The 11,974-nt window shown below is 73.1% G+C and carries 15 protein-coding genes and 2 pseudogenes; 2 read left to right on the top strand and 15 right to left on the bottom strand.

Translation table 11 applies throughout. The annotated features are described in order from the left end of the window. Positions 1-35: 35 nt before the first annotated feature. Both ACIBD9_RS01235 and ACIBD9_RS01240 read left to right on the top strand, forming a co-directional pair. Complete coding sequence (locus ACIBD9_RS01235) at positions 36-2,249, top strand: AAA family ATPase (protein ID WP_396713432.1); 2,214 nt, start codon at positions 36-38, stop codon at positions 2,247-2,249. A gap of 93 nt (positions 2,250-2,342) precedes the next feature. Further along, positions 2,343-3,275, top strand: a complete 933-nt coding sequence (locus ACIBD9_RS01240) for an SMP-30/gluconolactonase/LRE family protein (protein ID WP_396713434.1) — start codon at positions 2,343-2,345, stop codon at positions 3,273-3,275. A gap of 61 nt (positions 3,276-3,336) precedes the next feature. On the opposite strand, the gene ACIBD9_RS01245 is transcribed toward ACIBD9_RS01240, so the two are convergent. The 15 genes and pseudogenes from ACIBD9_RS01245 to ACIBD9_RS01315 all read right to left on the bottom strand — a co-directional run bounded on the left by ACIBD9_RS01245 (position 3,337) and on the right by ACIBD9_RS01315 (position 11,923). After that, positions 3,337-3,690, bottom strand: coding sequence for a gas vesicle protein K (locus ACIBD9_RS01245; RefSeq protein WP_396713436.1), 354 nt, complete (start codon positions 3,688-3,690; stop codon positions 3,337-3,339). After that, positions 3,687-3,899: a gas vesicle protein gene (locus ACIBD9_RS01250; RefSeq protein WP_238658293.1), complete on the bottom strand. Its 213-nt coding sequence runs from the start codon at positions 3,897-3,899 to the stop codon at positions 3,687-3,689. Before ACIBD9_RS01250 ends, ACIBD9_RS01245 begins: the two co-directional genes overlap by 4 nt. Continuing rightward, entirely contained in the window at positions 3,896-4,723 is an 828-nt protein-coding gene (locus tag ACIBD9_RS01255; protein WP_396713438.1) for a GvpL/GvpF family gas vesicle protein, read from the bottom strand. The genes ACIBD9_RS01250 and ACIBD9_RS01255 overlap by 4 nt, the downstream gene beginning before the upstream one ends. A 154-nt stretch (positions 4,724-4,877) precedes the next feature. Beyond that, positions 4,878-5,078 (bottom strand): annotated as a pseudogene (gene gvpJ, locus ACIBD9_RS01260) (gas vesicle protein GvpJ); the annotation flags it as partial. A 1-nt stretch (position 5,079) separates the two neighbouring features. Continuing rightward, on the bottom strand, positions 5,080-5,409 hold the full coding sequence (locus ACIBD9_RS01265) for a gas vesicle protein (protein WP_387176963.1): 330 nt from the start codon (positions 5,407-5,409) through the stop codon (positions 5,080-5,082). After that, positions 5,378-5,698 (bottom strand): gas vesicle protein GvpG, encoded by a 321-nt coding sequence (locus tag ACIBD9_RS01270; protein WP_396713441.1) that lies wholly within the window; start codon positions 5,696-5,698, stop codon positions 5,378-5,380. The genes ACIBD9_RS01265 and ACIBD9_RS01270 overlap by 32 nt, the downstream gene beginning before the upstream one ends. A gap of 3 nt (positions 5,699-5,701) precedes the next feature. Next, positions 5,702-6,457, bottom strand: coding sequence for a GvpL/GvpF family gas vesicle protein (locus ACIBD9_RS01275; RefSeq protein WP_396713443.1), 756 nt, complete (start codon positions 6,455-6,457; stop codon positions 5,702-5,704). Positions 6,458-6,620: 163 nt separating this feature from the next. Then, a pseudogene (gene gvpJ / locus ACIBD9_RS01280) lies at positions 6,621-6,797 on the bottom strand (gas vesicle protein GvpJ); the annotation flags it as partial. Between the two features lie 35 nt (positions 6,798-6,832). Next, a complete protein-coding gene (locus ACIBD9_RS01285; protein ID WP_396713445.1) occupies positions 6,833-8,029 on the bottom strand; it encodes an SRPBCC family protein in 1,197 nt (398 codons plus the stop codon). Between the two features lie 2 nt (positions 8,030-8,031). Next, a complete protein-coding gene (locus tag ACIBD9_RS01290) occupies positions 8,032-8,478 on the bottom strand; it encodes a hypothetical protein (RefSeq protein WP_396713447.1) in 447 nt (148 codons plus the stop codon). A gap of 277 nt (positions 8,479-8,755) precedes the next feature. Next, a complete protein-coding gene (locus tag ACIBD9_RS01295) occupies positions 8,756-9,265 on the bottom strand; it encodes a GNAT family N-acetyltransferase (RefSeq protein ID WP_396713449.1) in 510 nt (169 codons plus the stop codon). Positions 9,266-9,405: 140 nt separating this feature from the next. Beyond that, the gene (locus tag ACIBD9_RS01300; protein ID WP_396713451.1) at positions 9,406-10,302 is read right to left on the bottom strand and encodes a hypothetical protein; all 897 of its coding nucleotides are present in this window, start codon (positions 10,300-10,302) and stop codon (positions 9,406-9,408) included. Continuing rightward, entirely contained in the window at positions 10,271-10,870 is a 600-nt protein-coding gene (locus ACIBD9_RS01305) for a DUF3618 domain-containing protein (RefSeq protein ID WP_396713452.1), read from the bottom strand. The genes ACIBD9_RS01300 and ACIBD9_RS01305 overlap by 32 nt, the downstream gene beginning before the upstream one ends. Before the next feature lie 22 nt (positions 10,871-10,892). Next, positions 10,893-11,288 carry a phage holin family protein gene (locus ACIBD9_RS01310; protein WP_396713454.1) on the bottom strand — a complete coding sequence of 132 codons (396 nt, stop codon included), beginning with the start codon at positions 11,286-11,288 and terminating at the stop codon, positions 10,893-10,895. Then, positions 11,285-11,923 (bottom strand): hypothetical protein, encoded by a 639-nt coding sequence (locus tag ACIBD9_RS01315; protein ID WP_396713456.1) that lies wholly within the window; start codon positions 11,921-11,923, stop codon positions 11,285-11,287. Before ACIBD9_RS01315 ends, ACIBD9_RS01310 begins: the two co-directional genes overlap by 4 nt. Positions 11,924-11,974 lie beyond the last annotated feature (51 nt).

An 11,974-nucleotide genomic window follows, 5' to 3' on the forward strand; every position in this document is an offset into this window, starting at 1 on the left:
CGGCGGGGCCGGCTGCTGGCGGCTACGGTCGGGCAGTGGCGCAACCCGACCTGACCCTGACGGCGAGCCTGCGGCCGGCGGCGCTGGACGCCCGACGGGGCATCGTGCGCCTGCACCCGGAGGCGCTGACCGCGCTGGGGCTGCGCCCCGGTGACCCGGTCCGCCTTACCGGCCGCCGGGAGACGGCCGGGATCGCCGCGGCGGCCGGGCCGGGCGCGAGCAGCGCCCTGCTGTACGCCGACGACCTGACCTTGGGCAACCTGGGTCTGCGCGACGGCGGCCAGGTGCGGGTGAGCCCGGTGCCGCTGGTGCCGGCGAGCCGGGTCGTCCTGGCCGGGCCGGTGGGGGTCGTCGCGGCGGTCAGCCCGGAGATGCTCCGGCTCGCCCTGCTGGGCAAGGTGCTCACCGCCGGGGATGACGTGTCGCTGCTGCCGCAGGACGTGCTGCCGGACGCCTCGGTCCGCAGCCTGGTCGAGGCGGCGCGACGCAGCCTCGCCAACACCGTCGGCTTCGCCTGGACCAGCTCTCTGCTCAGCGTGGTCACGGTCGAGCCGTCGGCCGGCGCACTGGTCACCATGGGCACATCGGTCGCCTGGGAGCACGGCGCGACCACCCATGGTGGGCCCGTCCCGGTCGCCACCGCGCCGACCCGGCCGGGTACGAGCGCCGACGCGGTTCCGGGTGAGGACGCACCTGACGTGGACGAGCTGCCCGGGCTGCGGGCCCAGGCCGAGGAGCTGACCGAGCTGCTGGACCTCGGCTTCCACCACCGGGAGGTGTTGGGCCGGCTCGGCACCACCATCTCGTTGGGGGTGCTGCTCGTCGGTCCGGCGGGCTCCGGGAAGTCGGCGCTGGTCCGGGCCGTGGCCGCTCGGGTCGGTGCCCGCGTTCACCCGCTCTGGGCACCCGAGGTGGCCGCGCTGGCGAGTCAGGCCGCCGCCGAGCGGTTGCGCGGCGCGGCGGCGGCGGCCCGAGCCGGCGGGCCGGCGGTACTGCTGGTCACCGACGTCGAGGCGCTCGCACCCGCGGACGATCCCGGCCCGGTCGCGACGGTGTTCCGTCAGGTGCTGGCGGAGAGCATCCGCGCCGGCGTCGCAGTGGTCTGCACCACCGGCCGACCGGAGGCGGTCGACCCCGCCCTGCGCGCGCCCGACCTGCTGTCGCTGCGGATCAGCGTCCCGCTCCCGGATCAGGCGCTGCGCCGCGAACAGCTCACCGTGCTGACCCGACAGGTGCCGTTGGCCGACGACGTCCGGCTGGACGACGTGGCCGCGCGTACCCCCGGGTTCGTCGCGGCGGACCTGGCCGCGCTGGTCCGGGAGGCCGGGGTACGCGCCGCGCTGCGACAGAAGTCCGCCGAGACGCCGACGGTGTCGATGGCCGACTTCACTGCCGCCCGGGAGGTGGTCCGGCCGACCACGATGGCCGCGTCCACGTTGGACCTGGCCTCGGTGACCCTGGACGACGTGGGCGGGCTGGACGAGGTCAAGCAGACGCTGACCGAGTCGGTGCTGTGGCCGCTGACCTACCCGGACACCTTCGCCCGGCTCGGCGTGCAGCCGCCGCGCGGCGTGCTGCTCTACGGGCCGCCGGGCTGCGGCAAGACCTACCTGGTCACCGCGCTGGCCGGGTCGGGGCGGGCCAACGTGCTGTCGGTCAAGGGCGCCGAACTGCTCTCCAAGTGGGTCGGTGAGAGCGAACGCGCGGTCCGCGAGTTGTTCCGTCGGGCCCGGGAGGCGGCCCCCACCCTGATCTTCCTGGACGAGGTGGACGCGCTGGCACCGGTCCGCGGCCAGGCCACCGACGGGGGCACCACGGACCGGGTGGTCGCCGCCCTGCTCACCGAACTGGACGGGATCGAGACCCTGCGCAACGTGGTGGTGGTCGGCGCGACGAACCGGCCGGACCTGGTCGACCCGGCGCTGCTGCGGCCGGGCCGGCTGGAGCGGCTGGTCTACGTGCCGCCGCCGGACGGACCCGCCCGCGCGGAGATCCTGCGGGCCGCGTCCCGGCAGGTGCCGCTGGCACCGGACGTCGACCTGTCCGCCCTCGGCGAGGAGCTGACCGGCTTCTCCGCCGCGGACTGCGCGGCGCTGGTCCGCGAGGCGGCCCTGGCCGCGATGCGGGAGTCGCTCGCCGCCGCCACGGTCACCGCCGAGCACGTGTCGACGGCACGGGCCCGGGTACGCCCGTCGCTGGACCCGGCCCAGGTCGCCGGCCTGGCGGCGTACGCCGCGAACCGCCAGTGATCACAAGCGCACAACCTTTTGTCGCGCCCAGGACGTTCCTAAGACGTCACATTCCTCAGTGGAATAGTCCACTGCGACGTCAGGTGGTGTTCCTTGCGCAAGCGGCTCTCTCTCCTCCTCGTCCCCCTGGTGGCGGCGGCGACCCTGGTCTCGATCGGCGGGCCGGCGACGGCTCACCCGGCGAAACCGTTCCCCACCCGGATCGCTCTGCCGAACGGGTTCACCCCGGAAGGGTTGACGATCGGCCGGGGCACCACCGTGTTCGTGGGGTCCATTTTGGACGGTGCCGTGTGGCGGGGTGACTTACGCACCGGCCGTGGCTCGGTGCTGATTCCCGGCACACCCGGCACCGACAAGGCGGGCCTCAAGCTCGACCCGCAGGGCCGGCTCTGGACCGCCGACTTCTCCGGTGGCGGCGCGAGCGTGTACGACGCGGACACCGGCACCAAGCTGGCCCACTACCAGTTCACCGATGTGCCGGGCAGCTACGTCAACGACCTCGTGATCACCGAGCGAGCGGTCTACTTCACCGACTCCGCGCGGCAGGTGCTGTACGTGGTGCCCCTGGGCCCGGGTGGCCGCCTTCCGGCCCCCACCGCCTTCCGGGTGCTGCAGCTCAGCGGCCCGGCCGCCACTCCGGACGTCTACCACAACGGGATCGTGGCACTACCGGACGGCGATCTGCTGGTCGCGCAGATGCTGTCCGGCCAGTTGGTGCGCGTCGACCCGCGTACCGGCGGCAGCCGCCTCGTCGACCTCGGCGGCTACTCGGTGGAGCGGGCCGACGGGCTGGTGCTGCGCGGACGCACCCTCTACGTGATCCGGAACCTGACCAACGTCGTCGCGGTGGTCCGGATGAACGCCGGGTACACCGCCGGCGTGGTGCAGCGCGAGATCACCGGCCCGCAGCTGCGTTCGCCGGCCACCGGCGACCTGCTCGGCTCGGCGTTGTACGTGGTCAACGGTCGGTTCGACGTGGAGTCGACGCCGAGCACCGACTACGACATCGTCCGGCTGCCGGCCTGACCAAGGCGGTCGGCGGCGGCCCGCACCGGGGTCGCCGCCGGCTGTCCGGTGCGGGCACGGGTCAGTCGGTGGGGAGCAGCGGGCCAAGTGGGCCGAGGTCCAGGTTCAGGTCCTCCGGGGCCAGGCCGAAGTGCTCGCGCAGCCCCGTCATCTGCTCCTCCAGTGCCATCAGCGTCACCCCGATGCGCTCGACCTGCTCCTCGGAGAGGTCACCAAGATCGACCCGGCGGAGGGCCTGCCGCTCCATCAGTTGCCGCAGCAGCTCGACGACGGTGAGCACCAGGCTGGCCAGGCCTCGCTCGACCGAGTCCCGGTCCACCTCGATCCGACGGTCCAGCGGGGTGACTCGCGGCGGCCGCCACGACTGGCCGCCCAACGCAGCGACCAGCTCCCCAGCCTCGTCCCGCCCGGTCATCCGGTGTTCTCCGGCGAGGCCAACGCGCCGACCGAGGCGACCAACGCGCGCAGCGAGATCCGGACCAGGTCGACCTCGGCGATGGACAGCGTGATGTCACCGCTGATCACCACCCCGGTGGCGAGCACCCGGTCGAGCAGATCGACGAGGGCAACCGGCCGGTAGGCCAGCGGATCGTCCGCGCTGTTCGGCGCGAGGGCGGCGGTCACCGCGACTCCCCGACGGCGCGGTCGAGATCCGGCCGTTCGGCCACGAAGGAGTACGCCGGCCACGGGCCGGTCAACTCCAGCCGGACCCCCGGGTGCCGGCCACCCAACGATCCGAGCAGGTCGGTGAAGCGGGACAACGCCGAGACGTCGACCAGGTACGCCCCGTTGAGCACCATCGGCGTGGGCGCACCCGAGAGCCGCCGGTCCTGCGGGGCGTGCCGGCGGCCCGCCACGGCAACCTCGCATAGGGCGGCGTGCACCGCGTCCGCGGCGGCGCTCGCCACCTGCTGGTGTTCCTCCCGGGCGGTCAACTGCGCGCGTCTGCGACGCAGATACGCCGTCCCCACCCCGCCGGCGCTCGCCGTCTCGGCGTTCACGCTGGCGGCCCCCGGAACCAGGTAACCCTTCACGCCCCACTCGCCGCGCCCGGTCAGCCGGTCCAGGGTGGCGACCAGTTCGGCACGCCGGGCGGCGAGGGACGCGGCCACCCCGTCGTCGCCGCTGTGCACGGTGGCGAGCCGGGCCGGCACCACCGGCCCGTGGCGGGCCAACGTCTCGACCACGGCGTGGTGCGCCCGAGCCGCCCGCTCCAACCAGACCAGGTCCTCCAGGTTGCGGCGCAGCGACTCCTCGCCGTACTCGTCCAGCGGCGCGGCGCTGACCACGGCGATCAGCCCACCGGCAGACACCGCGCGGACGGCGCCGCCGTCCATTCCGACGATCGCCGCCAACGTCGCCGGCTCGACGCCCCGAACCACGCCGTGCAGCCAGGCCCCGGCGGCCGGGGCCGGCCGCTCGGTGGTCACCTCAGCCGTCGAACTCATCCCACTCCTCCACTTCGGCGTCGCGACGTCGCGCCCGGGACCGCCGCTCCACCTCGACCTGCGCCGGTTCCCGCGGTGCCAACTCCACCGGCGGACGGGCCCGCGAGCTGAGCCACGGGTCGTGCTCCCACCAGTCGATGCCGATCTGACGTGCGGTGTCGACCGAGGCGATGACCAGTCGCAGCTTCAACGTCAGCAGCTCGATGTCGAGCAGGCTGACCCGGATGTCCCCAGCGATCACGATCCCCCGGTCGAGCACCCGCTCCAGGATGTCGCCCAGGTTCGCCGGCTCGTGGCCGGGGGGCAGGACCTGGCCGGAGTTCTGTACCACCGACGGCGGCTGCGCAGCGGTCATCTCAGTCCACCTCACTCTTCCCACGCTGGTAGCGCCGCACCCGCCGATAGCCGAGCAGGTTCCCCTCGACGTCCAGCTCCACCTCGTACAGGCCGAGCAGGTCGATCGAGTTGGGGATCCGCCGTGCCTCCACCACCTCCACCCCGACCAGCCAACCGTCCTCGGTGGCCTCCAGCGACGTGGTCACCGACGGCTCGCGACCGGTCAACTCGACGAGCTGCCGCAGCCCCGCCCGGGCAGCCTCTGCCGCCGACACCGGCTCGACGTACTCCTCGTCGGAGTAACCGTCGGCGGTCGGATCACGTCGCCGGGCGCGGTCGCCGTCGGTCATGGCGTACTCCCTCCTGGCGGGCCGGGCCCTGCCGGCGCGGACGTGGCCGCTCACCGGCCTGGCCCATGCCCCCGGTGAGCCGGTCCAGCACCCGCTGCTCGGCCCGGTCGCGTTCCTCGGCGCTGAGCTCACCGGCCGCCGCCGCCGCGTCCAACGCCTCCAGCTCGCGCCGGATGTTCACCGGGTTCCGCTGTCGCGCCTCCGCTTCCCGGGCCACCACCCCGACCACCGCGGTCAGGCCGCGCACCGGCGCGTACGGCAGGGTCAGCAGCGCCCAGAGCAGGTCCACCGGTCAGCCCGCCAGCTGGTGCGCGTCGACGAAGTCGTACGGGGCGAGCGGCCCGAGCAACCGCATCCGCAGCAGGCCCCGGCGGTCCCGCGCGTACTCCTCCAGCACGTCGACCAGGGCGTCCTCCTGGTCGGTGTCCACCAAGAGGGCCACGTGGGCGCCGTCCATCTCGTGGCCGGGCGGGCGCATCCGCGTGGAGACGACGTACTCGGCAGTCGTGTCGAGCAGCCGTCGGTTCTCCGCCTCGCGGCGCAGCTCCACCGCCTGGCTGATCAGCTCCCCGAGCCGGATCCGGGGCTCCCGGCTGGCCGCCTCGGTCCGGCCACGCACCTGCTCGGCGAGCCGGGCGGCGGCCGGGTTCTCGTCGAGGATGGCGCGCAGCAACGCCGATTCCTCGAAACGGCCCTGCACGACGTACTGCACCCTGCCCTCCAACTCGGCGAGCGCGGCGGCGAACCGGTCGTGGTGCGGTCGCAGCAGGTCGAGCACCGCGTCCGGGCCGGTGACCACGGTGCCGAACCGCACCGGCAGGACCGGCGCCACGACCGCTGTCCCGTCCAGCAGTTCCTGGTACGCCCGAAGGTCGGCCGACCGCCCCAGCGGCGCATCCAACGGCACCTCGCTGACCAGAGCCCCGAGGTCGCCGTGCCGGACCACAGTCACCTCGCCAGGCGGCTCGCCGACCCCGGCGGCGTCGGGCGTCACCTCCACGTCCGCCGGCACCAGCCCGTAGACGAAGAGTCCCGTCTCGTCCGCCATCTCAGCCCCTCCCGAGGTCCCGCACGTTGCCGGCGGCGTCACCGACCGCGCCGGTGACGTCCCGGACCGACCCGGTCACGTCCCGGACTGCGCCGGTGACGCCACCGACGAGACCGGTAAGCCCTTCACCCAGCCCTTCGCCCGGGTCGAGATCCAGCCGGTCGACCGCCTCGGCGAACCGCAGGTACGTCTCGATGCTCGCCACCACCACCCGGGCGTTGATCTCCACCAGGGGGATGCCGACGACCCCGACCGTCACCTGCGCGTCGATGACCACGCCCTTGTCGAGCACCGTCTCCACCACGTCGGCGAGCCCGCCGGCGGAGCCCACGCGTTCCAGGGTTCCCCCGGCGGCGGCATCGCCGGCGGCGAGCGTCACTCGTCCTCCTCGCGGCGGCGGCGCACCACGGGCCGGCGCGGCGGCTCGGATCCACGTCGGACCGGCGGACGGGGTCGCTGCGGCTCCTCGCGGGGCTGGGGCCGGCGGGCCCGCTCCGGTGCCCGACGTCGGGGCGGCGGCGGAGGCTCCTCGTCGGGTTCGTCCGCGTACCCCTCGTCGTAGCCGTCCTCGTACGCCTCGTACTCCTCGTCGTACTCCGGTTCGGCCGGTCGCCGTTGCGGACGCTGACGCAGTCGGCCGCCGGGCCGGCGCGGTTCTTCCTCGGCGAACTCGTCGTCCTCCGGACCGGTCGGCGCCCCACCGCGCTGCTCCTGCCCCCGTTCGCGCTGCTCCCGCTCCTCGCGCAGGCCGGTCTCGTGGTCCTTGACCACCTGCGAGTCGCGGATCTCGCCGCGCCAACCCTCGACCTGGTCCGGGTCGAGCGCCACCTCGGTCATGACGTGCCGGACGAAGTGCTTCAACTCCAGCCGCACCCGCCGGCCCTGGGCGCGCCACAGGTTGCCGGTGTGCTCGAAGAGCCCCTGCGGGTGGTATTCCAGCACCACCAGGATGCGGGTCAGGTCCGGGGTGACCTCGTGGAAGCTGACGGTGCCGTCGACCGAGCCCTTCTCGCCCTTCGACCGCCAGTGGATGAGCTTGTCCGGCACCTGGCGGACGATTGTCGACTCCCACGTCCGGTGCGACCAGAAGACCTGCGCCTTCCAGGTCATCTTCTCGTCCGAGTCGTTCTCGGCCTGCTCGACCTTCTTCATGAAGCTCGGAAAGTCGCCAAACTGCGTCCACTGGTTGTACGCGGCCCGTACCGGCACACCGACCTCGATCGTCTCGACGATGTTGGTGACCTTCTTCTTCTTGCCGCCGCCCTTACCGCCGCCAGTGCGGCCGAGAGCCGACATCACCTTCTCCTTACCGCCGGCCACCCCGGCGTGCAGCATCGCTTTCACCGGCGACCCGCCCTCGGCAAGCTTCTGCGCGCCGGTGGCGGCGGCGATCAGGCCGGGACCGCCGCCCTGGCGCGCGTACTCGCTGAGGCGGCCGGTCGCGCCGGTGATCCGCTCGGTCACCACGCTCATCGCACGATCGCCGATCGCCCCGGCGAGGTTGCGCACCTCGTCGGCCAACTGGCCACGGAGTTTGTCGCCGAGGCCGCCCGCGTTGGTGTTCCCCGCCATGGTCACCTCCCCCGCCGCTGCCCGGCCGCCGCGCTGTCCCGGTCGTTCGACGCGTCTCGATCGTTCGTCGTGTCCCGGTCGTTCGTCGCGTTTTGGTCGCTCGTCGCGTCGCGGCCCTTGTCGTCGCCGGTCCGGTCGCCGGAGCGCCGGCGCAGGGCATCAGCGGAGCCGCGAAGGCGGCCGGTGAGCGCGTCGACGCCGCTGCCGGCCGCCGCGGTCGCGGCCGCCCGGCCGGCGTTGACCAACGGCACGCCGAGCCGGCCGAGGTTGCTCAGTTGGGGGGACGACTGAAGTACCGCGCCGCCCCGCTTCAGCAGCCCGCCGGGGTCCCGGCTGGCGCGGCCCGCGGCAACCGCCGCGGCCAGGGTGAGCGCGGTACGCAGTTTGCGGCGTCGGCCCAGCAGATAGCCGAAGCCCACCGCCAGTCCGATTCGTGTTCCGTTCTTCATCAGGTCTCCATTCGCTCCCCGAGGGTCCGGACGCCTGCCCGGTCGTGACCAAAGAAGGGGTACCGGGGAATAGCGCGAACCTTGCCTTCGATCAGGCGTCCACCTCTGCGGACCCGGGCGGCAGTACCCGGCGGCGTTATGTCGAAACCGCTACGACAATTTCCGTCCACGCCGCACGAATGAGATCCGGGAATGCGGCACGGCACGGCCCAGACCAGACATTCAATCGGTCATGAGCAGGCAGATTGCAAAAGGAAGGCGAAAAGCCCAAATAGCTTCAGAGAGCGGGGGGCGTCGAATCGAGACAGATTTCGGCGCGGACCTTCCCGCCGTTCTCGTGCAGTTTCGCGCCGCACTTCCGCAACACGGCCACCGCGCCGATGTTGTCCGTGGTCGTCTCGGCGACCACCGCTCGCATGCCGACCCGAGCAGCGGCGTTCAGCAGCTCCCGCAGGGCGGCCGCGCCGATCCCCTGCCCCCGCGCCGAGCGGCCGAGCCACATCCCGGTCTCCACCGTGCCGGGCTCGTCACAACGCGTCATCCGCACCATGCCGAGCACCTCACCACCGACGATGATGGCGTACATCTGCGAACGGGTCGGGCCATCCAGCCCGCCGAAGCTCGCCCGGTGGAATTCGCGGAACGCCTCGCGGCGGGCGAGCGACCAGCCGGCGGGGGCCTCGACCGGAGGCATCACATCACCGGGTTCCGCCTCCGCAGCCGCTACGGAGAGCAACGGCTCCAGGTTCCGCTCGTCCACCGGCTCCAGCCGGACCGCACCCGCCACGTGCCGCAGTCTGCCGCCCTCATCGGCCGAAGTCCACCCCATTGGCCATCCACTGGCGGTCCGGACAGGCGTACCGGCCGGTCGGGCGGCCCGGGTGTTCCACATCACGCTCTGTCGTCACCCGACCGGGTGTCGCACGCTCAAACCGCCGACCCGAACTCGCAGAACACCACCGACGCGTCGTCGGTGGACTTGTGCCGGCGCAGTCGATCGGGGTGGTCACGTTCGGCGTCCCGCACCCGGTCGATCAGCGCGCCCGGGCCGTCGGCGCTCAGCAGGTCCAGCAGACCAGCCCAGTCGGTCAGCTCGAACTGCTCCACCGCGCTGGACGCGCCGTCACTGAGCAGCGCCGCCCGCCGTAGCGCCCGCGGACCGTTCCGGGGCGCGGTCCCGGTCACCGCGTGGAAGGCCGCGTCCGGGTCGGAGGCCGCCACCCAGTAGCCGTGGGTGCGGTTCATCCGCTCCCGCTGCACGCTCACGGCGTGCCGGAACCGGGTGACCGGGTCAGCCGCGCCGCCCGGCACCATGGCCACGGTTTCCCGCAGCTCCGCCATCGCCGCGTCCAGCCGGTTGTCGGTGACCACGCTGACCTGCCCGCCGACGTCGAGGACCAGTGGGCTGTCGCAGAGCACCAGGTAGTCCACCTGGTCGCCGCAGTCCCGCAGGAGGCAGACCGTGCTCGACGGGGTGCCCGGATGATCGAGGTCGCACTGCTCGCCGTGATCGGCACGCACCGCGAGGATGGCCGCAGCCAGGTTGCTGGTCAGCCGGGCGGCCGGGCGTACCGCCTCGGCGACGCCGATCCGGGCCGCCAGGTGCCGGACGTACCACTCGGGCCCGTGCACGCAACCGGTGTCGAAGCCGTCCGGCACGGTCGCGCCGTCCAGGACACCGACCAACGGCCCGAACCGGAAGACCAGATCCTCGTTGACCGGCCGGTCCGGGGCCGGCGCGGACGCGGAGCGTACCCGCATCACCGGCGCCGGCCCCGGCACACCAAATTGATCAGCGCTGCCGAAGGTCGTCAACGGCCGCATGCGTCTCTCCCTGCACCTGACCGGCGGCCGAACGGCCCTGGTCGCGTACCGCGGACACGCCCTGCTGGGCGCTGGACCGGACCGACTGCGCCGCCTGCTGCGCGGGCTCCCGCAGGTTGTCCTGCATCTGGTGGCCAACCTGGCTCGCCTGCTCGCGCAGCTCACCGGAGTGCTCACTCACCATGTTCCGCGCTCGCCCGGCGAGTTGCCGCTCACGTCCGCTCGGCGGGATCAGGGAGGCGGCCAGCAGGCCGACTCCGAAGGCGACCAGACCGGCGGCCATCGGGTTGCCCTGAGCCTGCTCGCGGGACTGCTGCCCGAGTGAACGGGTTTCGTCGCGGACCGAACCGGCCACGTGCGACATCCGCTGGCCAGTCTCCTGCCCCATGTGACTCGAGCTGCCCATCATCTTCTCCTTCGCTCGGGTGAACGCCCCGCGGGCCTGCCCGACGCGGTCACCGGCGATCCGACGCGGGTTGACCCTGTCGGTCAACGCGTCGACGTCACTGCTCAACTCGTTGCGGGTGGTTTCGATCTCCCGCCGGATCCGATCCGGATCACTGGACATGACCTGTTCCCTCCCGACTCGTTCACCGACCCCGCAGGGCGTCCGGCAGCTCCCGGGCAGTCTGCTGCGTCCGGGGCAGAACCGCACGAGCCCGCTTCAGCTGGGTCCGGGCGTTGATGAAGAGACCACCGGCCACGGCGGCCCAGAGGACCGCGACGATCAGCGCCGCCCACCCCTGGTCCATCGTGTTGGACAGCCCCCACCAGAGGGCGTACGACACGAAGAGCACCGCGAGGAACCCGGCCAGCCCCGCACCGCCGAACATGCCGCCGGCCTTGCCCGCCTGACTGACCTCCTCGCGCAGCTCGGCCTTGGCCAGCTCGACCTCCTTGCGCACCAGAGTGGAGACGTCCCGGGTCACCTCGCTCAGCAGTTCGCCGACCGAGGCCTGGGTCCGTTCCTTCTCCGGGGCGCTCACGGCGCCACCCCGCCGGGCAGGTCCGACTGCTGCCGACTAGCGGCCGGGACGTTCTGCGCCCGTGCCGTCCCCACGTACGGCTGCTGACCGGCGTCCGCCGGTGCGCCCTGCGCGGGTGACGGAGCACCGGAGGCGCTGCCACCCTGGCCGTTGCCCGAGGCCGGCGCGGTCAGGCCACGGGTGAGCCGCCCGACCAGCAGCCCGGCCACCGCCGCGCCCGCGAGGAACGTCGCCGGATGCTGCCGCGCGTACGTGCGGACCTCGTCGAGCACCTCGCCGGGTTCGCGCTGGTCGAGCCAGCCGGCGGCCTGCTGGGCGGCGTCGGCCGCCTTGCGTACCACCTGACCGGCCAGCCCGGAATCGCCATCCCGTTCGGCCATCGAACTGAGGTTCTGACCCAGGTCGCGCAGGCCCGAAGCGGCCCGCCGCTGCTGCGTCTGCGCCTGGTCCCGAAGCTGCCCGGTGGCCTCACCGGTCAACTGCTGGGCCTGTCGCCGCGCCTCCGCGGCTACCTGCCCGCCCTGTTCAGCGGCGGCGTGGGCGACCTGACCCCCGGCCTGCGTGGCCTGCTGGCCGACCCGGGAGGCCTCCTGTCGGGCCTGCTGTCCCGTGCCGCTCTGGTTCGTTGCCGTCATACCCCGCTCCCTTCCTGAGCCCGAGGTCGCGTGCGACCCCGGAACGCCTCC

The sequence above is a fragment of the Micromonospora sp. NPDC050784 genome (genome assembly GCF_044456765.1).
GTDB lineage: Bacteria > Actinomycetota > Actinomycetes > Mycobacteriales > Micromonosporaceae > Micromonospora > Micromonospora foliorum.

Coding starts and splice junctions, on each gene's coding strand:
- ACIBD9_RS01245 (WP_396713436.1), bottom strand. CDS start 3,690: ATGACCGGGCGGGACGAGGCTGGGGAGCTGGTCGCTGCGTTGGGCGGC.
- ACIBD9_RS01255 (WP_396713438.1), bottom strand. CDS start 4,723: ATGAGTTCGACGGCTGAGGTGACCACCGAGCGGCCGGCCCCGGCCGCC.
- ACIBD9_RS01265 (WP_387176963.1), bottom strand. CDS start 5,409: ATGACCGACGGCGACCGCGCCCGGCGACGTGATCCGACCGCCGACGGT.
- ACIBD9_RS01275 (WP_396713443.1), bottom strand. CDS start 6,457: ATGGCGGACGAGACGGGACTCTTCGTCTACGGGCTGGTGCCGGCGGAC.
- ACIBD9_RS01285 (WP_396713445.1), bottom strand. CDS start 8,029: ATGGCGGGGAACACCAACGCGGGCGGCCTCGGCGACAAACTCCGTGGC.
- ACIBD9_RS01290 (WP_396713447.1), bottom strand. CDS start 8,478: ATGAAGAACGGAACACGAATCGGACTGGCGGTGGGCTTCGGCTATCTG.
- ACIBD9_RS01300 (WP_396713451.1), bottom strand. CDS start 10,302: ATGCGGCCGTTGACGACCTTCGGCAGCGCTGATCAATTTGGTGTGCCG.
- ACIBD9_RS01305 (WP_396713452.1), bottom strand. CDS start 10,870: ATGTCCAGTGATCCGGATCGGATCCGGCGGGAGATCGAAACCACCCGC.
- ACIBD9_RS01315 (WP_396713456.1), bottom strand. CDS start 11,923: ATGACGGCAACGAACCAGAGCGGCACGGGACAGCAGGCCCGACAGGAG.